The sequence below is a fragment of the Streptomyces sp. NPDC045431 genome (genome assembly GCF_040646655.1).
Taxonomy (GTDB): Bacteria; Actinomycetota; Actinomycetes; order Streptomycetales; family Streptomycetaceae; genus Streptomyces.
Map to the genome: position 1 here is coordinate 200,645 of NZ_JBEZAQ010000009.1, position 24,316 is coordinate 224,960.

General features: G+C 74.6%; 20 protein-coding genes. 8 read left to right on the forward strand and 12 right to left on the reverse strand.

Annotation, left to right across the window (positions count from 1 at the left end; translation table 11 throughout):
- Window positions 1-18 precede the first annotated feature (18 nt).
- Window positions 19-813 carry a GntR family transcriptional regulator gene (locus AB0A69_RS20740; protein ID WP_361423704.1) on the reverse strand — a complete coding sequence of 265 codons (795 nt, stop codon included), beginning with the start codon at window positions 811-813 and terminating at the stop codon, window positions 19-21.
- A 195-nt stretch (window positions 814-1,008) separates the two neighbouring features.
- On the opposite strand from AB0A69_RS20740, the gene AB0A69_RS20745 reads away from it, so the two are divergent.
- Window positions 1,009-2,199: a zinc-dependent alcohol dehydrogenase gene (locus tag AB0A69_RS20745; RefSeq protein WP_361423707.1), complete on the forward strand. Its 1,191-nt coding sequence runs from the start codon at window positions 1,009-1,011 to the stop codon at window positions 2,197-2,199.
- Window positions 2,200-2,206: 7 nt separating this feature from the next.
- On the opposite strand, the gene AB0A69_RS20750 is transcribed toward AB0A69_RS20745, so the two are convergent.
- Both AB0A69_RS20750 and AB0A69_RS20755 read right to left on the reverse strand, forming a co-directional pair.
- Window positions 2,207-3,682, reverse strand: coding sequence for an FAD-dependent monooxygenase (locus tag AB0A69_RS20750; protein WP_361423710.1), 1,476 nt, complete (start codon window positions 3,680-3,682; stop codon window positions 2,207-2,209).
- A 23-nt stretch (window positions 3,683-3,705) separates the two neighbouring features.
- On the reverse strand, window positions 3,706-4,083 hold the full coding sequence (locus AB0A69_RS20755) for a metalloregulator ArsR/SmtB family transcription factor (protein WP_355359436.1): 378 nt from the start codon (window positions 4,081-4,083) through the stop codon (window positions 3,706-3,708).
- A gap of 110 nt (window positions 4,084-4,193) precedes the next feature.
- Between AB0A69_RS20755 and AB0A69_RS20760 the strand changes: the two genes are divergently transcribed.
- The 3 genes from AB0A69_RS20760 (at window position 4,194) to AB0A69_RS20770 (ending at window position 7,983) form a co-directional block, all read left to right on the forward strand.
- Complete coding sequence (locus AB0A69_RS20760) at window positions 4,194-6,176, forward strand: heavy metal translocating P-type ATPase (RefSeq protein ID WP_361423714.1); 1,983 nt, start codon at window positions 4,194-4,196, stop codon at window positions 6,174-6,176.
- 41 nt (window positions 6,177-6,217) lie between these two features.
- Entirely contained in the window at window positions 6,218-6,442 is a 225-nt protein-coding gene (locus AB0A69_RS20765) for a hypothetical protein (protein WP_361423717.1), read from the forward strand.
- 650 nt (window positions 6,443-7,092) lie between these two features.
- Complete coding sequence (locus AB0A69_RS20770) at window positions 7,093-7,983, forward strand: alpha/beta hydrolase (protein WP_361423720.1); 891 nt, start codon at window positions 7,093-7,095, stop codon at window positions 7,981-7,983.
- Here the strand turns inward: AB0A69_RS20770 and AB0A69_RS20775 are convergent.
- Entirely contained in the window at window positions 7,931-8,851 is a 921-nt protein-coding gene (locus AB0A69_RS20775) for a LysR substrate-binding domain-containing protein (protein WP_361423723.1), read from the reverse strand. The genes AB0A69_RS20770 and AB0A69_RS20775 overlap by 53 nt on opposite strands.
- A 111-nt stretch (window positions 8,852-8,962) precedes the next feature.
- On the opposite strand from AB0A69_RS20775, the gene AB0A69_RS20780 reads away from it, so the two are divergent.
- Window positions 8,963-9,325, forward strand: a complete 363-nt coding sequence (locus AB0A69_RS20780) for a nuclear transport factor 2 family protein (protein WP_361423726.1) — start codon at window positions 8,963-8,965, stop codon at window positions 9,323-9,325.
- 108 nt (window positions 9,326-9,433) lie between these two features.
- On the opposite strand, the gene AB0A69_RS20785 is transcribed toward AB0A69_RS20780, so the two are convergent.
- Window positions 9,434-10,360: an NAD(P)-binding domain-containing protein gene (locus AB0A69_RS20785; protein ID WP_361423729.1), complete on the reverse strand. Its 927-nt coding sequence runs from the start codon at window positions 10,358-10,360 to the stop codon at window positions 9,434-9,436.
- Between the two features lie 75 nt (window positions 10,361-10,435).
- Here AB0A69_RS20785 and AB0A69_RS20790 point away from each other — a divergent pair, with 75 nt between their 5' ends.
- Complete coding sequence (locus AB0A69_RS20790) at window positions 10,436-13,828, forward strand: BTAD domain-containing putative transcriptional regulator (protein WP_361423732.1); 3,393 nt, start codon at window positions 10,436-10,438, stop codon at window positions 13,826-13,828.
- On the opposite strand, the gene AB0A69_RS20795 is transcribed toward AB0A69_RS20790, so the two are convergent.
- From AB0A69_RS20795 to AB0A69_RS20805, 3 genes are all read right to left on the reverse strand, one after another.
- Window positions 13,825-15,078: a GTP-binding protein gene (locus AB0A69_RS20795; RefSeq protein WP_361423735.1), complete on the reverse strand. Its 1,254-nt coding sequence runs from the start codon at window positions 15,076-15,078 to the stop codon at window positions 13,825-13,827. The two genes, AB0A69_RS20790 and AB0A69_RS20795, sit on opposite strands and share 4 nt — an antisense overlap.
- Window positions 15,079-15,083: 5 nt before the next feature.
- Window positions 15,084-15,254, reverse strand: a complete 171-nt coding sequence (rpmF, locus tag AB0A69_RS20800; RefSeq protein WP_355359412.1) for a 50S ribosomal protein L32 — start codon at window positions 15,252-15,254, stop codon at window positions 15,084-15,086.
- Between the two features lie 71 nt (window positions 15,255-15,325).
- Window positions 15,326-15,904 (reverse strand): TetR/AcrR family transcriptional regulator, encoded by a 579-nt coding sequence (locus AB0A69_RS20805; protein WP_361423738.1) that lies wholly within the window; start codon window positions 15,902-15,904, stop codon window positions 15,326-15,328.
- A 90-nt stretch (window positions 15,905-15,994) separates the two neighbouring features.
- Here AB0A69_RS20805 and AB0A69_RS20810 point away from each other — a divergent pair, with 90 nt between their 5' ends.
- A complete protein-coding gene (locus AB0A69_RS20810; RefSeq protein WP_361423741.1) occupies window positions 15,995-16,441 on the forward strand; it encodes a DUF1772 domain-containing protein in 447 nt (148 codons plus the stop codon).
- On the opposite strand, the gene AB0A69_RS20815 is transcribed toward AB0A69_RS20810, so the two are convergent.
- From AB0A69_RS20815 to AB0A69_RS20830, 4 genes are all read right to left on the reverse strand, one after another.
- A complete protein-coding gene (locus AB0A69_RS20815) occupies window positions 16,438-16,998 on the reverse strand; it encodes a PadR family transcriptional regulator (protein WP_361423744.1) in 561 nt (186 codons plus the stop codon). The genes AB0A69_RS20810 and AB0A69_RS20815 overlap by 4 nt on opposite strands.
- 68 nt (window positions 16,999-17,066) lie before the next feature.
- Window positions 17,067-19,112, reverse strand: coding sequence for an NADPH-dependent 2,4-dienoyl-CoA reductase (locus tag AB0A69_RS20820; RefSeq protein WP_361423747.1), 2,046 nt, complete (start codon window positions 19,110-19,112; stop codon window positions 17,067-17,069).
- 94 nt (window positions 19,113-19,206) lie between these two features.
- Complete coding sequence (locus tag AB0A69_RS20825; protein WP_361423750.1) at window positions 19,207-20,190, reverse strand: NAD(P)-binding domain-containing protein; 984 nt, start codon at window positions 20,188-20,190, stop codon at window positions 19,207-19,209.
- On the reverse strand, window positions 20,183-21,124 hold the full coding sequence (locus AB0A69_RS20830; RefSeq protein ID WP_361423753.1) for an NAD(P)-binding domain-containing protein: 942 nt from the start codon (window positions 21,122-21,124) through the stop codon (window positions 20,183-20,185). Before AB0A69_RS20830 ends, AB0A69_RS20825 begins: the two co-directional genes overlap by 8 nt.
- Window positions 21,125-21,211: 87 nt before the next feature.
- On the opposite strand from AB0A69_RS20830, the gene AB0A69_RS20835 reads away from it, so the two are divergent.
- On the forward strand, window positions 21,212-24,316 hold a 3,105-nt coding region (locus tag AB0A69_RS20835; protein WP_361423756.1), incomplete at its 3' end, for a BTAD domain-containing putative transcriptional regulator.

Sequence of the window (24,316 nt, forward strand, 5' to 3'; positions counted from 1 at the left end):
GCCCTCCGTGCCCGTGGCTCAGCTGGTGAACTCGTACGTCCAGGAGGCGGACTCCGGCGCGAAGCGGATGTCCGTCACCTCCAGCACGTGCCCGTGCTGGTCGCTCACCTCGCGGTGCACGGCCAGGCACGCGGAGGCGCCCGGGTCGTGGTCGACGCCGATGGACTCGCGCCGCGTCAGCCGCAGTCCGGCCCGGTGCATCCAGTGGTACAGCAGCCGCAGGTCCGGCCGGCCGGGCCGGGCCTGCGGGCGCCGGTAGCGGGCCAGTTCGGGCACCTCGGCCAGCGCGTACCGGGAGAACCGGGTCACGGCCCGCTGCCGCACGGGCGCGGAGCCCCCGCCGGAGCCGCCGAGGCCACCGGAGCCACCGGAGCCGCCGAGGCCACCGGCCGACCCCGCCCCCGGCAGCCGGTGGCGGTGGACCAGCGTCGGCTCGCCGGGCAGCAGCCCCAGCCGCTCGGCGAGCTCCGGCGGCGCGGGCTCCCAGGCGAGGTCCACCTCGGCGAGCGCGTCCGGGGCGCCGGGTCCGCACGGGAACTGCAGCAGGCCGGGCGCGAGGACCGGCTTGGGCGCCTGCGGGGCGCCTCCGGTGGCGGCGAAGGTGCCGCGCCGTTCGGTGACGACGAGTCGTTCGTCGCGCAGCAGCCGCAGGGCGCTGCGTACGGTCTGCCGGTTCACCTGGAAGCGCTGCACCAGGGAGCGCTCGGACGGCAGTCGGGAGCCCGGCGCTATCCGCCGGTGCACGAGCTCGTCGCGCAGCGCGGCGGCGACCTGGAGGTAGAGCGGGAGTGCGGGGGCCTGAGGCTCAGCCATGTTCAACCCTCAATTTCCTTCGCTCAGCGTAGCCGAGCGTGCTGTTTGGGTGAGGAATCCTTATCATTGGTCTAAACCTTCTCGGAAGGGGGGTCCGGTCTTTCCCTCGCACTCTGGCCGAAAACGGATTCACCGGCGACGCGCCCGGGTACCCGGGCCGCACCCCGCAGGAGAGCCGGTGAAGGGACACGCACGATGAGGGCCGTGACATGGCAGGGCAAGCGCGACGTCCGGGTGGAGACGGTGCCGGATCCGAGGATCGAACGGCCGACGGACGCGGTCATCAAGGTGACCTCCACCGGACTGTGCGGCTCGGACCTGCACCTGTACGAGGTGCTCACGCCGTTCATGACCCCCGGTGACATCCTCGGGCACGAGCCGATGGGTATCGTCGAGGAGGTCGGCGCCGAGGTGCCGGACCTCAAGCCCGGCGACCGGGTGGTCGTCCCCTTCCAGATCGCCTGCGGCCACTGCTGGATGTGCGGCTCGGGCCTGCCGACCCAGTGCGAGACCACCCAGGTGCGGGAGGAGGGCATGGGCGCCGCCCTGTTCGGCTACTCGCGGCTGTACGGCTCCGTGCCCGGCGGTCAGGCCGAGTACCTCCGGGTGCCGCAGGCGCAGTTCGGCCCCATCAAGGTCCCCGAGGGCCCACCCGACGACCGCTTCCTCTACCTCTCCGACGTCCTGCCGACCGCCTGGCAGGCGGTCCGGTACGCCGACATCCCGCCGGGCGGCTCCGTGGCCGTCCTCGGCCTCGGCCCCATCGGCGACATGTGCTGCCGCATCGCCCTCCACCAGGGTGCCGCCCAGGTCATCGGCGTGGATCTGGTGTGGGACCGCCTCCAGCGCGCGAAGGCGCGCGGCGTCGAGGTGTTCGACCTGACCGGCCACGACAGCCAGGACGAGCTGGTGGACGCGGTCAAGGCCCACACCCGGGGCCGCGGCCCCGACGCCGTCATCGACGCCGTCGGCACCGAGGCCCACGGCAGCCCCCTGGCCCGCACCCAGCAGCAGGCCGCCGGGCTGCTGCCCAAGTCCTGGGCGGCCAGGCTGCACCAGAAGGCCGGTGCGGACCGGCTCGCCGCCCTCTACCTCGCCATCGACCTGGTACGGCGTGGCGGCACGATCTCCCTCAGCGGCGTCTACGGCGGCGCCGCCGACCCGCTGCCGATGATGACGCTGTTCGACAAGCAGATCCAACTGCGCATGGGCCAGGCCAACGTCCGCCGCTGGGTGGACGACATCCTGCCCCTGCTCACCGACGAGGACCCGCTCGGCGTGGACGGCTTCGCCACCCACCACCTCCCGCTGGCCGACGCCCCGCACGCGTACCGGATGTTCCAGCACAAGGACGACGGCGCGGTGAAGGTCGTCATGCGCCCCTGACCCCGGGTCAGCCCCCCGTGGACTCCCGCCACATCTGCGGTTCGGTGGGCGCCTCGCGGACCGGCCCGAGCAGCACCGCCCGCGCGATCCGCGGCGCGAACAGCGCGGTCGGCGGCTCCACCAGTGACAGGACCGAGCGGAAGGCCGCGCCCACCTCCGGGTCGCCCACCGCCCGCGCCTGGACCCGACGGAGGTACCAGGCGACGGCCCGGTCGGCGGCCCGCGCCCGCGCCGCGTCGCCCTGCGCGCCCGGCATGTTCCGGTCCGCGCCCGCCGAGACGTCCCAGGCCTGCCGGGAGGCGTCGAACAGCGCCCGCTGCACCCGCCGGGTCGTCGGCGTACGCCGCGGGTCGGCGAGCGCGTCGCGCAGCGCCACCGCGGAGAGCGCGGCGACGGACATGCCCTGCCCGTAGATCGGGTTGAAGGTGCACAGCGCGTCACCGGTGGCGAGGAACCCGGCCGGGCGGCGGCCCGGACGGTCGTAGCGCCGCCGTACGTTGGCCGTGCGGCGGAAACCGTGGACCGGCCCGTCGGGCTCGGCCTTGGCCAGCCACTCGCTCACCAGGGGGTGCGGCAAGCGGGCCGCGTACGCCACGAACTCCTCGCCGTCCGTGGGCGGTTCGTCGCCGCGCAGGCCGGAGAGCGTCACCAGATGGCGGCCGTCCTCGAGGGGCAGCACCACGGCGCCGCGCGTCTGCTGCGGGTGGGGGACGATGTACTGGCCCAGCCCGTCCGTGCCGTCGCCCGCCGAGCCGGCGCGGTACAGCCGGGTCGCGTACGCGAGGCCCGTGTCCAGCGTCTCCTCGTGCGGCGGCTCGGCGCCGAGCGCCGACAGCCACGCGGCCGCGCGCGAGCCGCGCCCGGACGCGTCCACGACCAGGTCCGCCGCGAGCGACCGTGCGTCCCGCCCGGCACCCTCGCGCGCACCCGTGTTCCCGTCCTTGCCCGCGCCGGCCCCCGCGCCGGTGCTGGTTTCCGCGCCGGCCCCCGCGCCGCGCTCGCGCAGCAGTACGCCCCGCACGCGCGCGGCGTCGCCGATCAGCCCGACGGCCTCCGTGCCCTCGACGGCCCGGATCCTGGGGTCGGCCAGCACCCGTCGGCGCACCACGTGCTCCAGGTGCGGGCGGGAGCCGGTGAGCAGGTACGCCGTCGCGGGCGTGCGGCGGTACCAGCGCCCGCCCTGCCACTGCACGAGGTCGTCGGGCATGCCGACCCGGGGCGCCCCCTGGGCGCGCAGCTCGTCCACCACGCCGGGCAACAGCGTGTCCAGGGCCCGCTGGCCGCTCTCCAGCAGGACGTGGATGTGCCGGCCCTGCGGCACGCCCGCACGTGGCTGCGGCCCCTCGGGGAAGCGGTCCCGCTCGATGACGGTCACACGCTCCGCGTGTTCCGCGAGCACCCGGGCCGCGAGCAGTCCGGCGAGGCTCCCGCCGATGACCACCGCGTGCCGCACGCCGTGCGCCGTCTCCAACTGGTCGGTCATGCCCGCCCCTTCGGGTCGTCCGCCTAGGACTGCCCAGTATCCACGGCGGATTGGGGCAGATCACGCGCGCCGAGCCGAAGGTGCTCGATGTGGTACACGGCCTCGTCCAGGAGCTGGGCCACGTGGTTGTCGTAGAGGCTGTACTCGATCCGGCGTCCCTGGCGGACTCCGGTGACCAGCCCCAGCGCCCGCAGCAGGCGCAACTGGTGCGAGACGGCGGACTGCTCCATGGCGACCGACTCGGCGAGCTCGGTCACCCCGCAGGGGCCCTGGCGGAGCCGCGTGAGGATCATCAGCCGGGACGGCGTGGCGAGGGCCTGGAGCGTGGCGGCGATGGTGGCCGCGGACTCCGCGTCGAGGCGGGCTGCGGGGGTCGTCTCACCATGCACTCCGTGTCCCATGCAGGTCATCGTAACCGCGTGTTTGCTCGTACAGATGAAGACCTCTTCATGTATTCGGGTATGGTGAGGGCGTTCGCGCCGTCCCCTTCCTCTGGAGAGGTGTGCCCCCGATGGCTTCCCCGGTGCTCGACACCGCCCGGTCCGCTTCCCGGTCCGCGGCCCCGTCCGCCGCCACCGCACCCCCCGCCCGCCGGACCCGGCTCTTCGCCCTGCCCGAAGTCCGCTGGGCGGCCCTGTCCGCCGTCGCCTTCCTGGCGGCGTTCCCGCTCGACCTGGCCGGCGCGCCGGCGTGGGCCTGGGGGCCGCTCTACGCCCTCTGCTACGCCGCCGGCGGCTGGGAGCCGGGCTGGGCCGGGCTTCAGGCACTGCGCGAGAAGTCCCTCGACGTCGACCTGCTCATGGTCGTCGCGGCCATCGGAGCCGCCGCGATCGGCCAGTTCCTCGACGGCGGCCTCCTCATCGTCATCTTCGCCGTCTCCGGCGCACTGGAGGCCCTCGCGACCCGGCGCACCGCCGACTCGGTGCGCGGCCTGCTCGACCTCGCCCCCGCCAAGGCCGTACGGCTCACGGACACCGGCGAGGAGCCGGTCGACGTGGCCGACCTGCGGGTCGGCGACCTCGTCCTCGTACGGCCGGGGGAGCGGTTGCCCGCCGACGGCACGGTCCTCGACGGCGCGAGCGACGTCGACCAGGCGACCATCACCGGCGAACCGCTGCCCGTCACCAAGGCCCCCGGCGACGAGGTCTTCGCGGGCACCCTCAACGGCACCGGCGCGCTGCGTGTCCGCGTCGACAAGGACGCCTCCGCATCCGTCATCGCCCGGATCGTCGCCATGGTCGAGGAGGCCAGCGCGACGAAGGCCCCCACCCAGCTGTTCATCGAGAAGATCGAACAGCGCTACTCGGTGGGCGTGGTCGTCGCGACCCTCGCGCTGTTCGCCGTGCCCCTCGCCTTCGGCGCGGACTTCACCGGGACACTGCTGCGGGCCATGACGTTCATGATCGTGGCCTCGCCGTGCGCGGTGGTCCTCGCCACCATGCCGCCGCTGCTGTCCGCCATCGCCAACGCCGGGCGCCACGGCGTCCTCGTCAAGTCGGCCGTGGTGATGGAGCGCCTCGGCCAGGCCGACCGCGTGGCCCTGGACAAGACCGGCACCCTCACCGAGGGCGCACCCCGTGTCACCGACATCCGGCTGCTCACCGACACCGAGACGGTTGCCGACACCGTCAGCGGCACCACCCTCACCGAGGCCGAGGTCCTGTCCCTCGCCGCCGCGGCCGAGCTCCCGAGCGAACACCCCCTGGCCCGCGCGGTCGTCGCCGCCGCGCGCGAGCGCGGCCTGCCGGTCCCCGAAGCCACCGGTTTCGCCTCCACCCCGGGCGTGGGCGTGCGGGCCCTCGTCGACGGCCGGGAGGTCACGGTCGGGCGCCCCGACGCCCCGTCCGACACCGTGCGCGAGGTCGAGGCCGAGGGCCGCACCGCCGTCGTGGTCACCGTCGACTCCCTCCCCGTCGCCGTCCTCGGCGTCGCCGACCGCCTCCGCGACGGAGCCCCCGCCGCCGTCGCCGCTCTCGCCCGGCTCAGCGGCACCGCCCCCGTCCTGCTGACCGGCGACAACGAGGCCGCCGCCCGCCGCGTCGCCGCCGAAGCCGGGATCAGCGACGTACGAGCCGGGCTGCTGCCCGAGGACAAGGTGGCGGCCGTTCACGCCTGGGAACGCGCCGGGCAGCGCACCCTCGTCGTCGGCGACGGCGTCAACGACGCCCCCGCCCTCGCGGCCGCGCACAGCGGCATCGCCATGGGCCGCGCCGGCTCCGACCTCGCCCTGGAGACCGCCGACGCCGTCGTCGTACGCGACGAACTGGCCACGGTCCCGGCGGTCGTGGCCCTCTCCCGCCGCGCCCGCACCCTGGTCGTGCAGAACCTCGTCATCGCGGGCGTCTGCATCGGCGCCCTGGTGATCTGGGACCTGGCCGGCCACCTCCCGCTGCCGCTCGGCGTCGCCGGCCACGAGGGCTCCACGGTCCTCGTCGGCCTCAACGGCCTGCGGCTACTGCGCGAGTCGGCGTGGCGGAAGGGGCTCTCCGCATGAGCCGGACCCCGTACCGCCGCTGCCCGGCAGAATACGGAAGCATGACCGACACCGCACCCTCCCGGTTCCTGCGCGTCCTCCTGCGCGCCGACGCCTTCACCACCTCCACGCTCGGGACGATCACGCTGGTCGTGGTCCTGCTCACGCTCCTCTTCACCGACACCGTGGCGGGCTTCGTCGCCGCGGTGGTCCTCTTCGCCGCATGGGTCGCCGTCGGCTGGGCCGGGCGCAGGCATCAGCGGCTGAGCGGGCGGAACGGGGGATGAGGGAGTCTCGGTGACTGCACGTTGCCGCCGTTCCTGGGCGAGTTGGGCGGGATGCGCAGCATGCTGGAGGCACACGCGGTCGTGGAGACCGAGCTCGGCCGGCGGCACGCCCGCCACCTGGAGATGGCCTGGGACGGCATAGGTGCGTGGCTCGGTTAGGGAGTGTCCGCAAAGTAGCGTCGTCCGCCCGGAGGGCGTGCCAACCGCCGCCAGGCAGACGGGACTTTGCGGACACGACCTAGAGCCGCTGCCGGACGTAGGTCGAGAGGAGAGGCGGCGCCGGGCCCGAGTTCACGGTGACCGCAGCGGACCCGGGCACCGCGGCCTGGACCGTACGGTTCTGGGCCGCTCACGATGACGTACGGCGGCTGCCGTACCTCGCGGCGCGCCCAGGACCGACCCCATGCTGCCGCCCGGCGGGCCCCTCAGGGGCGGCACTCTGGTGCGCGAGGAGTACGGGAGGGGACCGCGGGTAGGCGCGGCACCCGGTGGAGTGGTGACACTGGTGGCCGGAGGCCCGACCGTGGCGCCGGACGCGTCCGCGGCCGAACGCGACCATCGGGTCAGCACCTGCCCGAGGACACCCACGTCACCAAGGGCCATGCCGGCGGTGAGACGTGGTGGATGAGCCGAGCCCCAGGGAGGCCGGGATGTTCGAGGGCTTCGAGACAGCGCGGATCGACGTCGGTGAGGCTTCCGTCTTCGTCCGCTTCGGCGGGAGTGGTCCGCCCGTGGTGCTGCTGCACGGTCATCCCCGTACGTCGGCGACATGGCACCGGGTCGCCCCGCTGCTCGTACGCGCCGGCCACACGGTGGTGTGCCCGGACCTGAGGGGGTACGGGCGCTCCCGGGGGCCGCGCTTCACGGCCGATCACGCCGGTTATTCCAAGCGTGCGGTCGCCGGGGACGTGGTGGCCGTGATGCGCCACCTCGGACACCGCAGGTTCGCGCTCGCCGGGCACGACCGCGGAGGGGCCGTGGCCCTGCGCCTCACGCTCGACCACCCGGAGGCCGTCTCCCGGGTGGCCTTCGCGGACTGCCTGCCGCTGACGGAGCATCTGTCGCGGATCACCGCCGAGTTCGCCACCCAGTGGTGGCACTGGTTCTTCTTCGCACAGCCGGACATCCCCGAGCGCGTCATCACCGTCGACCCCGTCGCCTGGTACCACGGCGACCCGGAGGTGATGGGCCGGGAGAACTACGACGAATGGCGGCGCGCCACCTCCGATCCCGAGGTGGTGCGAGCGATGCTCGAGGACTACCGCGCCGGTCTGACCGTCGACCGGCGGCATGAGGAAGCCGACCGCGCCGCCGGTGCCCGCATCGCCTGCCCGACGCTCGTCCTGTGGTCGCTCCGGGACGACCTGGAGGACCTGTACGGAGATCCCCGCGCCATCTGGCGCCGGTGGGCCACCGACGTCCGGGGCCACGGCATCGACTCGGGACACCACGTCGCCGAAGAGGCGCCCGAGGAACTGGCCTCCGCACTCACCGACTTCCTGCGGCCGGACCGGGACGGCCTCGGAGAGCGGGCCCGGTGAAAGCCTGTCGGCAGTGGCGCAGCAGCTCGCGTACCGCCGGGTTGTGCGCGCTGCGCCAGACGAGGGCCAGGAGTGCGGGTGTCGTGATGTCGTCGAGGGGGCGGGCGGTGAGGCGGTCGCGGTAGGGCCGGGCCATCGAATCGCTGAGGACGGCGACGCCGAGCCCGCGGGCGGCGAGGTCGGCGATGGCGTCCGGAGCGCTGGCCTCCAGGGCGATCGGCGGCCGGATGCCCTGGGCCGCGCAGGCGTCGTCGAACACCGTGCGCAGGCCGGTGCCGGGGGGCATGCACACCAGCGGGTGGGAGCACGCGTCGCGCAGCGTGACCCGCCGCCGCTTCGCCAGCGGATGCCCGGCCGGGACCGCGACGCAGAGCCGCTCGTCGACGAGGGTCAACGCCTCCAACCCCTCGGGAACGGCGGCCGCGGCCCCGATGAGGGCCAGATCGAGGGTGCCCGCGCGCACCGCCTCCGCGAGCCGGTCGGAGCGGTCCTCCAGCAGGGAGATCTCGACCCCGGGATGCGCTCCGCGGAACGAGGCGAGGGCGTCGAACAGCGGCGTGACGGTGCAGCCGCTGACCATCCCGACGGTCACGCGCCCCCGGACGAGGTCCGCCACCTCGCCCACCGCCTGCCCGACCGCCCGGGCGGCGGCGAGAGCGGCGCGGGCCGGTTCGAGGGCCGCCTTGCCCGCGGCGGTGAGGGTGACGATCCGCGCGGACCGGTCGAACAGCGTGGCCCCGAGCTCCCGTTCCAACTGCCGGATCTGCGCACTCACCCCGGACTGGCTGATGCGGACCCGCTCCGCGGCCCGGGTGAAGTTCCGCTCCTCGGCGACGGCGACGAAGTACTCCAGCTGCCTCAGTTCCATGACCGTGGATTCTAGTTTCCACAAGAAGCATCTGTTGGACTTCTGATACGAGGGTGACAAGGATCGGTACCGCTGACAGACCGACACCGGATCCGATCCCAGGAGGAATTCATGCCGGAGTACGAGAAGGCCATGCGCCCCGAGGACATCACCCGCTTGTTCGTCGAACGGTCCAACGCCGGTGACGCGGCCGGAGTCGCCGCGCTGTACGAGGAGAACGCCGTGGTGGCGTTTCCCCCCGGCCGGCAGACCGTCGGCCGGGAGGCGATCCGCGCCCTGTGGGAGCAGGTGCTCGCGGGCAGGCCGCGGTTCGAGCCGGAAGCGCCCCTCCCGACGCTGGTCAGCGACGACATCGCCCTCACGTCGACCCCGCCGAGGGACGGTGCCGGTGCTCGCGCGCAGGTGGTCAGGCGCCAGCCGGACGGAAGCTGGCTGCGCCTGCTGGACCAGCCGGAGTTCGTCCCGGTGCCCTGAGCCTCCTGAGGCGCCCGGCCGGATGCCCCGGCCGGGCGCCAGGGGCCGCCAGGTCGGCAGGCCCGCAGGCCGGCGGACGGGCCTGCCGGCGGACGGGCCTGCCGGCGGTTACGCCCGGCCCCGGAAGACCTCGACGAGTGCGGCATAGCTCGCACCGGCGTGGCCCGCGCCGATGGCGCGCTCGGTGAGGGCCTGGATGCGGGCCGGCCAGTCGGTGTCGATGCCGACGGCCGCACTCTCCCGCACCAGGTGCTTCATGGTCGCCAGATGGGTCTCCAGCGTGGCGTCCTCGGCCGGGTAGGCGCCGCGGTCGATCTGGTCGGCGTAGGCGCTGATGAAGCCGGTCACGCTGCCCACCCACTGGTTGGCGAAGGGCGCGAACGCACTCGCGTCGACCTTGGCCGCGCCGAGCAGCGCCGCCCCGTGCAGGAACGCGTTGAGCGTGCCCCACATGACGCCGAGCAGCGCCACGTCGTACAGGGAGGCGAGCCCGGGGTCCTCGCCGAAGAAGGTCGCCTTGCCGAGCCGGCCGAGGGCCTCGCGGTGCTGCGCGAAGGCGTCCGGTGCTCCGCTGAACAACAGGAAGGCGTCCGGGGTGCCGATCACCTCGGGGATGGCCATGATCGCGCCGTCCACGTAGTCGCCGGTCAACTCCGCCAACGCGCGGGCCTCGTCGGACGTTCCGGAGGTCAGGTTGACGAGGGTACGTCCGGCGAGATCGGCCCGGTGCGGGCCGAGCGCGTCGCGTACCGCGTCGGCGTCGCTGAGGCAGACGACGACCAGGGAGCTCGCTCGCAGGGCCTCGGCCACGGAGGGGGCGAAGGTGGCCCCGCGGGCGACCAGTTCGTCCGCCTTGCCCGCAGAGCGGTTCCACACGGTGGTCGGATGGCCCGCGTCGAGGAAGGCGCCGGCGAGGGCCCTGCCCATCAGGCCCAGGCCGATGACGGTGACGGCCTCGCCACCCGGGGCGGTGTTCGACGCGACGTCAGAAGCGGTGGTGGCAACGGAGTTCGGTGTGTTCGGTGTTTTCGTCATGACTCGACTGTGCGCGAGCGGGGTTCCGGTCCGTCTCCGGAAACGTTCCGGCGGGGTTACGGGTAACGTGACCGGGTGCGTTTCGGAGTGCTGGGCCCCCTGGAAGTGTGGACGTCGGACGGTCAGCCCGTACGGGTCCACGAGACGAAGGTCCGTGCCCTCCTGACCGCGCTCCTGGTGCACCGGGGCCGGACCGTCTCGGTGGACCGGCTCGTCGACGCCCTGTGGGGCGACGCGCCCCCGGCGAACGACGTCCGCACCCTGCGCTCCAAGGTCTCGCTGCTGCGCCGCACCCTGGAGGAGGCCGAGCCGGGCGGCCGCGACCTCATCGAGTCCCGGGCGCCGGGCTACCTGCTGCGGGCCGACGACACCGCGGTCGACGCCGGACGCTTCGAGGCGCTGCTGCGCCGCGCGCAGGCGTCCCCCGACGACCCCCGTGCCAGGGCCCGGCTGCTCCGCGAGGCCGCGGAGCTCTGGCGGGGTGAGGAGGCGTACGCCGACCACGCCGACGCCGCGTTCGTACGCGCCGAAGCCCGGCGGCTGGAGGAGCAGCGGCTGGCCGCGCTCGAGGAACTCGCCGAGGCACGGCTCGAACTGGGCGAGCACGCGCTGCTCGCGGGCGAGCTGGGCGAACTCGTCGCCGCGCACCCGCTGCGCGAGCGGCTGCGGGCCGCCCACGTCCGCGCCCTCTACCTCGCGGGACGCCAGGACGAAGCGCTGGCGAGCCTGGCCGAACTGCGCGACCGGTTGCGCGACGACCTCGGCCTCGATCCCGGCCGCGAGCTGGCCGCCCTGCACGAGGCGATCCTGCGGCAGGACGCCGGCCTCGCGCCCGCGGCCTCCGCGACGGCGGCACAGGGGGCAGGACCGCACGGGGCAGGACCGCGTCACGGGGCAGGGCTGCGTTACGGGGCAGGGCCGCGCGAGGAAGGACCGTACGAGGGAGGGCCGCGCGGGGAAGGACCGTACGCGGAAGGGCCCCACGGAGAAGGACCGTACGCGGCGGGACCGCGCGGCAACCTCCCCGCACCCCTGACCGACCTGATAGGCCGCACCGACGACGTACGGCGGATCCAGGCGCTGCTGACGCGCGAGCGGCTGGTGACGCTCACCGGCGCGGGCGGGGTCGGCAAGACACGGCTCGCCCTGGAGGCGGCCGCGCACCACGCCCGCGAACTCCCGGACGGCGCCTGGCTGGTGGAGCTCGCCCCGGCACGCACCGCCGCGGAGGTGCACGAGGCCGTCGCCGCGGTGCTCGGCCTACGGGACGACCCGCGTGTGCCGGCGCGGCCCGCGGCCGGCCGGCTCGCCGATGCCCTCAGGGGTCGCGACACGCTGCTGGTACTGGACAACTGCGAGCACGTCGTCGAACCGGTCGCCGAGCTGACCGCACACCTGCTGCGCGCCGCGCCCGCCCTGCGGGTCCTGGCCACCAGCCAGGAGCCGCTGGCGGTCGTCGGCGAACGCCTGTGGCCCGTACCGCCCCTGGACCTTCCCGGCGCCGACGCGTACGGCGTCGACCTGGACGCGCCGGACGCCGACGGACCCGAGGGCCCCGACCCGGACCGGTTGCTGCGCTCCAGCGCGGTACGACTCTTCGTCTCGCGCGCCACCGCCGCCGATCCCGGCTTCCGGCTCGACGCGGGCAACGCGCGGGCCGTCGCCACCATCTGCCGCCGCCTGGACGGCATCCCGCTCGCGCTGGAGATGGCCGCCGCCCGGGTGCGCCTCATGCCCGTGGCCGAACTCGCCGCCCGGCTCGACGACCGCTTCCGGGTGCTCACCGCCACCCTGCGCTCCACCCCGACGCGGCAGCGGACCCTGCGCGCCACCCTCGACTGGAGCTGGGGCCTGCTCGGCGAGCGGGAGCGGATCGTGCTGCGCCGTCTGGCGGTCTGCGCCGACGGCTGCACGCTGGAGGCCGCCGAAGCGGTGTGCGCCGACGGCCGGGTGCGCCGCGCCGACGTCCTCGACCTGCTGGGCCGGCTGGTCGACCGGTCGCTGGTCGGCCAGCACGACGGCCGCTACCGGCTGCTGGAATCGGTCGCCGCCTACTGCGCGGAGCGGCTGGCCGAGGCGGGGGACGAGGAGCTCCGGGGCGCGCGCGACCGCCACCTCGCCCACTACACCGACTTCGCCGTGCACGCCGACGCCCACCTCCGGGGCCACGAGCAGCACCGGTGGCTGCGACGGCTGGAGGCCGAGACCGCCAACGTCCGGGCCGCCCTCGCCCACGCGGTGCGCCACGGTGTCGGGGACGCGGCCTTGCGGCTGGTCGACGCGATGGCGTGGTACTGGTTCCTGCGCGGCCGGTTCGCCGAGGCCCGGCGCTCCTTCGACCTCGCGCTGTCGGGCGACGGCGCCCCCGAACGGAAGGCGGCCGCCCGGGCATGGCGCGCGGGAATGTCCCTGCTCCTGCTCGACACGCGGTACGACACCGATACCGACACCCAGGCCGCGGTGGCGGCGTACGACACCGTCGACGACCCGGCGGGCCGGGCCCGCGCGCGGTGGTTCCTCGCCTTGAGCAGGACCGGGTTCGGTGATGCGGCGGTCACCTGCCACCTCGCCGAACGGGCGCATGCCGGGTTCGAGGAGCTGGGCGACCGCTGGGGTGCCGCCGCGGCGCTGGCGGTCCGCGCCGAAGTCCTCGTCCACCAGGGCAGGCTGGACGAGGCGCGGGCGGACGCCCGGCGGGCGCGGGCGGCCTTCGAAGAGCTCGGCGACGGATGGGGCCGGCTCCATGCCGCGTACACCCTCGGGGACCTGGCCGAGATGGCGGGCGACTACGGCGCGGCGGAACGGCTGCGCGAGGAGGGCCATCGGCTCGCGAGCGCGCTCGACCTGTGGAACGACGCCTCCAGGATGCTGGCCCGGCTCGGCCGCACCGCCGTGCTCACCGGTGACCTCGACCGCGCCCGGGACCTCCACGAACGCGCCAGGCGACTGGCCGCCGCACACGCCTACCAGCGCGGCGAGGAGTTCGCCGAAGTGGGGCTCGGGATCGTGGCGCGGCGCCAGGGCAGGCTCGACGACGCCGCGGCCCACTTCCACGCCTGGCTCGACTGGTGCCGCCGGTGGGAAGGGGACCACGGCGTGGCGTTCATCCTCGCCGAGCTCGGGTTCATCGCCGAACAGCGCGGTGACGCCGCCACCGCCCGGGAGCTCCACCGGGAAGGCCTCGACCACGCGCGCCGCACCGGCGACCCCCGCGCCCTCGCCCTCGCCTTCGAGGGCCTCGCCGGAGCGGAGGCCCTGGCCGGCGACCTCGAGCGTGCCGCCCGCCTGCTCGGCGCCGCGGCCGGCGCCCGCGCCGCGGTCGGCACGCCGCTGCCCAAGGCGGAGCGCGTCGACGTCGACCGCATCACCGACTCCGTCCGCGCGGGCCTGACCCCGGAGGCGTACGAGCACGCCTTCACGCAGGGGGCGGCGGACTTCCCCGCGCTCGCGGGCCCGGAAAGCCGCTAGCCGCCCAGGCGCGGATGCGCGTGTTCCGGGTTCCCGTCCAAGTGGCAGGCGTCGTCGGGCCCGTGGACGTCCCACGTCGGGAACGGGTCGTCCCACGGCCCGCTCTCGTGCTCCGCCACCAGGCAGGTCTCCAGGGCGGTGTGCAGCGCGTCGGCGCGTAGTCCCGTCCCGATGAAGACCAGTTCCTGGCAGCCCTGGCCGCCGCCCTCGTCGCCGTCCTCGCGGGCGCCGGACGGCTCGAAGCGGGCGACGGCGCCGGCCTGGGACCACAGCCCGGTCACGTGGTCGCGGCCGGCGAGCCGGAAGAAGCCCTTGGAGCGCAGGATCCGTCCGTACGCCCCACTGTCCATGCCCTCGGTGACGAACCGCCACAGCCGCTCGGGGTGGAAGGCGCGGTCCGCCCGGAAGACCGTGGAGGAGATGCCGTACTCCTCGGTCTCGGGGATGTGGTCGCCGTTGAGCTCCATGACCCAGCCGGGCGCCTGCTGGGCGCGCTCCAGGTCGAACAGGCCGGTGCCGAGGACGTCCTGGGGGGCCACCCGGCCGCGCTCGGCGGTCAGGATGCGGGCGGCCGGGTTGAGCCGGGTGAGCGCGGCCGCCAGCCGGGCCGCGTCCGCCTCCGCGACGAGGTCCAGCTTGTTGAGGACGATGACGTCCGCGAACTCGATCTGGTCCATCAGCAGGTCGCTGACCGTGCGCTCGTCGTCCTCGTACTGGTCGAGGCCCCGTTCGGCGAGCCCGTCGCCGCCCGCCAGTTCGGGCAGGAAGTTGGCCGCGTCGACGACCGTGACCATGGTGTCCAGGCGGGCCAGGTCGCCCAGCGTGGCACCGTCGTCGCGCGGGAAGGCGAACGTCGCGGCGACGGGCATCGGCTCCGAGATGCCGCTGGACTCGATGAGGAGGTAGTCGAAGCGGCCCTCGCGGGCCAGCCGGTCGACCTCCTCCAGGAGGTCGTCGCGCAGGGTGCAGCAGATGCACCCGTTGGTCATCTCGACCAGCCGCTCCTCGGTCCGGGAGAGGGCCGCCTCGCCGCCGCGCACCAGGGCGGCGTCGATGTTGACCTCGCTCATGTCGTTGACGATCACGGCGACCCGCAGGCCCTCCCGGTTGCCCAGGACGTGGTTGAGCAGCGTCGTCTTGCCCGCGCCGAGGAAGCCCGAGAGGACCGTGACGGGCAGACGCGGGTCGAGCGGGTCGCGTCGCGAGTCGCGCGAGTCGCGGTGGTCGCGGATCGCCGTGGCCGTCGTCATCGCGCTCAGCCCTCCGGCTGGATCAGGCCGCGCTCGTACGCCTTCACCAGGCGCTGCGGCACCTGGTAGACGGAGCCGTCGACCGTCACGGGCACCAGCTGGGGCGTGGACGCCTTCCACTGGGCGCGGCGGTGGCGGGTGTTGGAGCGGGACATCTTCCGCTTGGGTACGGCCATGACTGCGAGACCTCCATCGTCGGTACGGTGGGGTCACGCTACCTGAAAATGATTACCGTTAACAATTCGCGTCAGACCACGGCGAGCCGGTCCACCAGCAGCTTCACCCGCGACTCGGTGTGCTCCGGCGGCAGCCGCCCCGCTCGGATCAGGGTGGCCAGCCCGTGCAGGGCCGCCCAGAACACCTCGGTGAACAGTCCCGGGTGGACGTTCTCCCCGGCGACCTCGCCGAGGCTTTCCAGCAGGGCGGCGAAGGCGTCCTTGAGGGGTTGCGGGGTGTCCTCGACCGCGAACGCCAGGCCGCCGTCGAGCTGGAACATGGCGTCGTAGACCGCCGGGTTGCGTGCGGCGAATTCGAGGTAGGCGCGCGCGAGGGCGGTGACCCGCTCGCGTGGATCGTTCGCGCGGGAGGTGGCGGCGCGTACCGCCACGGCCAACTCGGCCGCGCCCTCGAGGGCGACGGCGCCGATGATCTCCCGTTTGCCGCGGAAGTGGCTGTAGAGGACGGGCTGGCTGTACTCGATGCGCTCGGCGAGCCGGCGAGTGGTGACCGCGTCCCAGCCCTGCTGCTCGGCGATGTCGCGGGCCGTCGCCACGATGAGGCGTTCGCGCTCGGCCCGCTCGCGCTGCTTGCGTTCCTGTACCGACATGATTCGATCCTAGCACCGCTAGACAATCGAGCGGCAGTAGGACTAGCGTTGCTTCATCAGCTAGCAGTGCTAGATCCCAGGAGGGTCACCATGCTCAACGCACTCGAGGTGTTCACCACCGTGGTCGTCGGCGTGATGGTGGGGGTGGAGTTCTCCGTCGCCTTCGTCATCAACCGGATCCTCGACGCACTCCCCGAGGACAGCGGCCAACTCGGCCGCGCCCACGGAGGCCGGATGCTCGGCGCCGTGATGCCGGTCTGGTACATCACGTCGCTCGTCCTGGTCGCGGTCTGGGCCGTCGCCGGATGGCACCACTCCGGCACCGGCCTCGTCGTCACCGCCGGCGCGTTGCTGATCGTCAGCGTGATCATGTCGGTCCTGCTGCTCGTCCCGATCAACAACCGGAGCAAGACGTGGACCCCCGAGAACCGGCCCGAGGACTGGAAGGAACAGGCGAACCGCTGGGACCGCTACCACTACGTCCGCGTCGCCGTCATCATCGCCGCCTTCGCCCTGCTGGCCGCCGCCCTCGCCTAGGGCGGACAGGCGCCGCCCTGGTCGCCGCGGTCGAACTCCGCCAGCGCCTCCGTCAGCCACGCCGTCCAGAACCGCTCCAGCTCGATGCCCCCGCGCAGGACCAGATGGCGCAGCCGGTCCGCCTCGGCGGCGCGCCGCTCCGGCGGGAACTGCCGCTCCTCCATCCCGAGGTACTCCTCCAACTGCGCCCGGTGCAGCGCCAGATGGCGGCACAGCTCGTCCGCGAAGCCCTCCGTCCCCACCACCGCCGCCGCGCGCAGCCGCAGCAGCAGGGCGTCCCGGATGGGCTTGGGGTCCTCGCTCCTGCGCACCCACTCGCTCAGGGCCTCACGGCCCGCGGGCAGAACCTCGTACTCCTTCTTCTGCCCACGGGCCGGAGCCTGCGTGGGCAGGGCCCGGATGTGCCCCGCCTGCTCCAGCTTTCCCAGCTCGCGATAGATCTGCTGATGCGTGGCCGACCAGAAGTAGCCGATCGACCGGTCGAACCGGCGGGTCAGCTCCAGACCCGAGGACGGCTTCTCGAGCAGGGCGGTGAGGATCGCGTGCGGGAGTGACATGACCGCATCCTAGGGACGCGTACGACCCACGCGACCCGCGGGACGCACGCGACCCGCAGGCCGCACGGTCACAGAGCCGCCGCCAGCCGCGTCCCCTGGTCGATCGCGCGCTTGGCGTCCAGCTCGGCGGCCACGTCCGCGCCGCCGATCAGGTGCGCGGACACCCCCGCCGCCACGAGCTCCTCGTACAGGTCGCGCCGCGGCTCCTGCCCCGTGCAGAGCACGACCGTGTCGACGGGCACGGTCCGGGCCTCGCCGTCCACGGTGATGTGCAGGCCCTCGTCGTCGATCCGCTCGTACGCGGCGCCCGCGACCATGGTGACGCCCCGGTGCTTGAGCTCCGTGCGGTGGATCCAGCCCGTCGTCTTGCCCAGCCCCGCGCCGACCTTGGACGTCTTGCGCTGCAGCAGGTGCACGGTGCGCGGCGGCTTCGGGCGCTCGGGGGCGCGCAGTCCGCCGCGCTCCGCGTACGACGTGTCGACGCCCCACTGCCGGAAGTACGTCTCCGGGTCCCGGCTCGCGCCCTCGCCGCCGTCCGTCAGGAACTCCGCCACGTCGAAGCCGATGCCCCCCGCCCCGACGACCGCCACGCGCTCGCCGACCGGCGCGCCGTCGCGCAGCACGTCCAGGTAGCTGACAACGCTCGGGTGGTCGACGCCGTCGATGGCGGGCGTGCGCGGGGTCACGCCGGTCGCGACGACGACCTCGTCGTAGCCGGTGAGCGCCTCGGCGGTGGCGTACGTGCCCAGGCGTACGTCCACGCCGCTCTCGGCCAGCCGCGTACGGAAGTAGCGGAGCGTCTCGTCGAACTCCTCCTTGCCCGGCACCCGCTTGGCGATGTTGAGCTGCCCGCCGATCTCGTCCGCGGCGTCGAACAGCGTGACCTCGTGGCCCCGTTCGGCGGCGCTCACGGCGCAGGCGAGCCCCGCCGGGCCCGCGCCGACCACCGCGACGCGCTTGCGCAGCCGGGTGGGGGAGAGGACCAGCTCGGTCTCGTGGCAGGCACGCGGGTTGACCAGGCAGGAGGTGATCTTCCCGCTGAAGGTGTGGTCCAGGCAGGCCTGGTTGCAGCCGATGCACGTGTTGATGGCCTCCGGCCGGCCCTGCGCCGCCTTGGCGACGAAGTCGGGGTCGGCGAGGAAGGGCCGGGCCATCGACACCATGTCCGCGCGCCCCTCCGCCAGGATCCGCTCGGCGACCTCGGGGGTGTTGACGCGGTTGCTGGTGATCAGCGGCACGGAGACCGCGCCCATCAGCCGCTGCGTCACCCAGGTGTACGCGCCGCGCGGCACGGAGGTGGCGATGGTCGGGATGCGGGCCTCGTGCCAGCCGATCCCCGTGTTGATCAGCGTCGCGCCGGCCGCCTCGATCTCCTTGGCGAGCGCCACGACCTCCTCCAGGGTCGAGCCGCCCGGCACCAGGTCCAGCATGGAGAGCCGGTAGATGAGGATGAACTCCTCGCCGAGCCGCTCGCGCGTCCGGCGGACGATCTCCAGCGGGAAGCGCACCCGGTTCTCGTACGAGCCGCCCCAGCGGTCGGTGCGGTGGTTGGTGGCGGCGGCGATGAACTCGTTGATCAGATAGCCCTCGGAGCCCATGATCTCGACGCCGTCGTACCCCGCCGACTTCGCCAGCTCGGCGGCGCGCACGTAGTCCTCGATCGTCTGCTCGACCTCGGCGTCGGACAGCTCGTTCGGTACGAAGGGGCTGATCGGCGCCTGGATCGCGCTGGGCGCGACGAGGTCGCGGTGGTAGGCGTACCGGCCGAAGTGCAGGATCTGCATCGCGATGCGCCCGCCGGCCGCGTGTACCGCGTCCGTCACGACCCGGTGCTTCGCCGCCTCCTCCTCGGTGGTGAGCTTGGCCCCGCCCTCGTACGGCCGCCCCGCGTCGTTCGGCGCGATGCCGCCGGTCACGATCAGCCCCACGCCGCCCCGGGCGCGCTCGGCGTAGAAGGCCGCCATGCGCGCGAAACCGTTCTCGGCCTCCTCCAGCCCTACGTGCATCGAGCCCATGAGCACGCGATTGGGCAGGGTGGTGAACCCGAGGTCCAGCGGGCTGAGCAGATGCGGGTACGGGCTCGGGCTCTGGCTCCGGCGCTGGGTCGGGGTCATGGGGGCCTCCTCGGCGGGGTGTCGTCGCACCAGTTGTAGACGACGCCCGACAGCTTGTGCAACAAGTTGCATAAGGGTCCCGGCGTGACGTGCGCTACGTGCGGCGCGCCCCCGCCCTGAGGAGCTCGAAGACGGAGGAGAAGCTCTCCGCCCCCTTCCCCTCGGCCGCCCGGCCCTCCAGCAGTGCCTTCAGCGGCTCGTGCACCGCGGAGTCGACGCCGTGCGTCCGGCCGAGCCGCACGAGATGGCCGACCGCGACCTGGTTCAGGTCGACGGTGGAGACGCCGTTCGCGTACGAGCCCGAGGCGGCCTCTTCCGCGACCTCCGGCAGGAAGTCCGCCATCCCGCGCAGCCACCCCGCCGCCAGCGGGGCGAAGGCCTCCGGCGCCAGGCCCCCCACGGCGTCGAGCAGCGCGGCCGCGTGCAGGAAGCCGGTGAGCGCGGCGTACCCCGTGCCCAGGAGCGCCAGCGAGTGGATCTCCGCCAGCCCCGCGTCCGCCCCGAGGTAATGCGCCGTGGCCATCACCTCCAGCGCGGCACGGTGCCGCACGAACGCCTCCTCGGCGCCGCTGTAGAGGAAGAAGGCGTCCGGCGTGGCCACCGACTGCGGCAGCGCCATCATCGCGCCGTCCAGGTGCCGCGCGCCCTGCGCCGCCACCCACGCCGCGACCTCCCGCGCCTCCTCCGGCGAGCCGTTCGCCAGGCTCACCACCGTGCGGCCGGACAGCACCGCGGCCGCGGTCGTGAGGGCCTCCCGTACGGCGGCGGCGTCGAGGAGCGGCACGACGACCAGGTCGCCCGCTTCGATCGCCTCCCCGGCGGTCGCCGCCCCGACGGCTCCCTGGACCACCAGGGCGTCGGCCTTGGCGGCGGTGCGGTTCCACACCGTCGTGCGGTACCCGGCGGCGAGGAACGCCTCGGCGATCGCCGTACCCATGAGGCCGAGCCCCAGGACCGTCACGCGCTCCGGTTCCCCTTGCCCTTCCCGTTCCCCTTGCCCTTGTCCTTCCCCTTCCCGTTCCCGGTTCGGCTCCCGCTCGCGCTCGCGGCCGTCGTGCTGGTTCCCGGGCTCACGCATGGCGGGCGCCTTCCCGCAGGACGCGGGCGACGCTCGCGATGCCGGCCGCGCCGTACCCGTCGGCCGAGGCCCGCTCCAGCAGCGACTTCACCAGCTCCGGCAGCTCCGCGCCGACCCCCTCGGCGCGGCTCGCGAGGACCAGGTGCTCCATCGCCGCCGCGTGCACGTCCACGGTGCCGTCGTCGTCGGGGAAGCGGCCGTCCGCGAGCTGGCGGGCGTGCTCCGTCATCAGGGACGTCACGAACGGCATGTGACCCGCCGCCACCGCCGCGAACTCCGTCGGCTCCACGCCCGCCGCGCCCGCCAGGGCGACGGCGTGGTGGAAGCCCGCCAGCGCGCCCCAGGCCAGCCCGAACAGCGCCGTGTCGTACACCGCGGCCAGCGCCGGGTCCGCCCCCAGGTGCACGGAGTCGCCCAGCGCGCCGAGCACCTCGCGGTGCGCGGCGAAGGCGTCCGCGGAGCCGCTGAGGACGAACAGCGCCTCCGGCCGTCCCACCAGCCGCGTCCCGCTCATGGCCGCGCCGTCCAGGTACGCGGCGCCGAGCCCCGACGCCAGGCCGGCCATCTCGCGCGCCTCCTCCGGCGTGCCGGACGTCAGGTTCACCAGGACCTTGCCGCGCAGGCCGCCCGCCGCGCCCGCCGCGCTCGCCGGCCGGAGCACGTCGCCGACCGTGCCGTAGTCGGGCAGGCACACCACCACCAGGTCGGCCGCCTCGATGGCCTCGGCGGCACTCGCCGCCCGGACGGCTCCCTGGACCACCAGGGCGTCGGCCTTGGCGGCGGTGCGGTTCCACACCGTCGTGCGGTACCCGGCGGCGAGGAACGCCTGGGCGAGCCGCGTGCCCATCTGCCCGAGGCCGATCACGGCCACCGCGGCCGGCCCGTCGCTCTCGTACGTGTACGTGGAGGTGGAGGTGGAGTTGTCCGTCGTCATCGCAGTCCCCTTGAAAAGGCGGGTGGTTCGGTGGGAACAAGGTGCCGACCGGCCCTGTCGGAGTCCTGGCGGATCACTGTCGTTACGGTGTCACCCGTGTACTTCTCCTTATTGGGTCCGCTCACCGTCCTGACGAGCGACGGAAGACCGGTCGACATCCCCGAGGCGAAGATCCGCGCCCTCCTCGCCCACCTCCTCGTCCACGCGGGCCGGCCCGTCTCCACCGACCGGCTGGTGGACCACCTGTGGGGCGACCACCCGCCCCGCAACCCGGCCGGTGCCCTGCAGACCAAGGTGTCCCGCCTGCGCCGCGCCCTCGGGCGGGCCGAGCCGGGCGCCGAGGCGCTGGTGGAATCCCGCCCGCCCGGCTACCTCCTGCGGGTCGGCGCCGACGACACGGACGCCGGCCGGTTCGCCGCCCTCGTCGCGTCCGCGTACGGCACCGGGGACCCGGCGGCGCGGGCGCGCCTGCTCACGGAGGCCCTCGCGCTCTGGACGGGCGAGGCGTACGCGGGCCTCACCGACGGCGGCGCCGAGGCGGGCGAGGGCGCCGACGCCGTACGGAACGCCGCGCACCGGCTGGAGGAGGAGCGGCTCACCGCCCTCGAAGCGCTGGCCGAGACCCGTCTGGAGCTCGGGGAGCACCACGCGCTCGTGGGCGAGCTCGGCGAACTGACCGCCCGGAACCCCTTGCGCGAACGCCTGCGCGCCGCCCACCTGCGCGCGCTGTACCGGGCGGGACGGCAGGCCGAGGCGCTGGCCGCGTACGCCGACCTGCGGGAGCGGCTCGCGGACGAACTCGGCGTGGACCCGGGCCCGGAGCTGGCCGCCCTGCACACGGCGATCCTCCGCCAGGACCCGGAGCTGTCGCCGCCGGGCCCGGGAACTCCGGACCTGCCCGTCCCGGCCCCGGCAACCGTGGTCGCGGCGCCCCCGCAGGCCTCCCCGCCTGCCGCGCCCGGGCAGCTCACCGACCTCGTCGGCCGGGCCGCCGCCCTCGCCGCCGTACGCGGACTGCTCGCCACCCACCGGCTGGTGACGCTCACGGGGCCCGGCGGTGTCGGCAAGACCCGGCTGGCCGAGGAGACGGCCGCGAGGCTCACCGCCCCCGGGCGGCCGGACGGACCTGCCGAGGACGTCCGGTTCGTCGGCCTCGCCGCATCCGGCGACGTCGGCGAGCAGGTGAGCGCCGCACTCGGGATCCGCGAGGACGGCGGGCTCGGGCTGGAGGACGCGCTGCGCTCGCGGCGGATGCTCCTCGTGCTGGACAACTGCGAACACGTCGTCGACGCCGTCGCCGACCTGACCCACCGCCTCCTGGCGACCGCCCCCGGGCTGCGCGTCCTGGCCACCAGCAGGGAGCCGCTCGGGGTGCCCGGCGAGGCCGTGTGGACCGTTCCACCACTGGAACAGGCCGACGCCGAGCGGCTGTTCGCCGCCCGGGCCGCGGCCGCCGTGCCCGGTTTCGCCGTGGGCCCCGACAACGCCGAGGCCGTCGCGACCCTCTGCCGCCGCCTCGACCGGATCCCCCTCGCCCTGGAACTGGCCGCCACCCGGGTGCGGGCCCTCGGCGTGCACGAGCTGGCCGCGCGCCTCGACGACCGGTTCCGCCTGCTGGCCGGTGGCCGGCGCGGCGTACCGCCCCGCCAGCGGACCTTGCGGGCGGTCATCGACTGGAGCTGGGAGCTGCTCGGCGACGACGAGCGCGCCGTCCTGCGCCGGCTCGCCGTCCACGCCGACGGCTGCACCCTGGAGGCCGCCGAGGCGGTGTGCGGCCACGACCGCGACGCGCTCGACCCGCTCGTCCGCCTGGTCGACCGCTCCCTCGTCAGCGTGTCGGGCGTCAGCCTGTCGGGCGTCGGTGGGTCGGATGTCGGCGTGTCGGGCGTCGGCGTGTCGGATGTCGGCGGGTCCGGCGTAGGTGGGTCGGGCGTCGGCGGGACGGACGGCCCGGCTCCCCGCTACCGCCTGGCCGAGTCGGTCGCGGCGTACGCCCGCGAACGCCTGGCCGAGGCGGGCGAGACCGAGGCCGTGAGCCTGCGCCACCACGCGTACTACACCGCGCTCGCCGAGCGGGCCGCCCCCGGGCTCCACGGCCCCGACCAGCAGCGGTGGCTGGAGCACCTCGACCGGGAGACGGCCAATCTGCGCGCCGCCCTCGACCACGCCGTACGCCGACGGGAGGCGCCCGACGCGCTGCGGCTCGCCGTCGCCCTGACGTGGTACTGGTTCCTGCGCGGCCGGCTGGGCGAGGCCGTGCGCTCCCTCGCCCAGTGCCTGGCCCTGACCGACGGCGCCCCCGCGGACCTCCGCCGGCGTGCCGCCGCCCGGCACGCCGGCTTCACGGTGCTCGCCGGAGCCCACGCCCCGGAACCGGACGGAGCCGACGACCGGAGCCGCTGGTTCCTCGGCCACGCGCTGCTGCACAGCGGCGGCGACCTGGCGCGCAGCGAGGACCTGGTCGAGCGCGCCCTGGCCGGCTTCCGCGCCGACGGCGACCGGTGGGGCGTCGCCGCGGCCACCGGCACCCGGGCCTGGCAGGCGCTGCTGCGCGGCGACCTCGACGCCGTACGCGTCCACGGGGAGGAGAGCCTGGCGCTCTTCGGGGAACTCGGCGACCGCTGGGGCCTGCTGTCGACCACGTACCCGATGGCGGCCCTGGCGGAGATCACCGGCGCGTACGAGCGGGCCGCGCGGCTCCACCGGGAGGGGCTGCGCCTCGCCGAGGAGCTCGGCTTCCGGACGGCCGCCGCCGACCGGCTCACCGGGCTCGGCAGGCTCGCCCTCCTGACCGGGGACTTCCGGGACGCGGAGCGGCTCCACGAGCGGGCGCAGCGCCTGGCGGCCGAGGAGGGCTACACCGCGGGGGAGGTCCACGCCGAGATGGGGCTGGCCCTCGGCGCGCGGCGCGAAGGCCGCCTCGACCGCGCCGAAACGTATCTGCGCAAGGCTCTCGACTGGCACCGCGGGGTCGCCTTCGGCCCCGGCCCCGCCCTGCTGCTGGCCGAGCTCGGCTTCGTCGCCGAGCAGCGCGGCGACGGGCCGGCGGCCCTGGCCCTGCACCGCGAGGGCCTCGCCGCCGCCCGCTCCGCCGGCGACCCCCGGGCCCTGGCCCTCGCCTTCGAGGGCCTGGGCGGCGCCCACGCCCTCACCGGGCGCCCGTCCCGCGCCGCCCGCCACCACGGCGCGGCG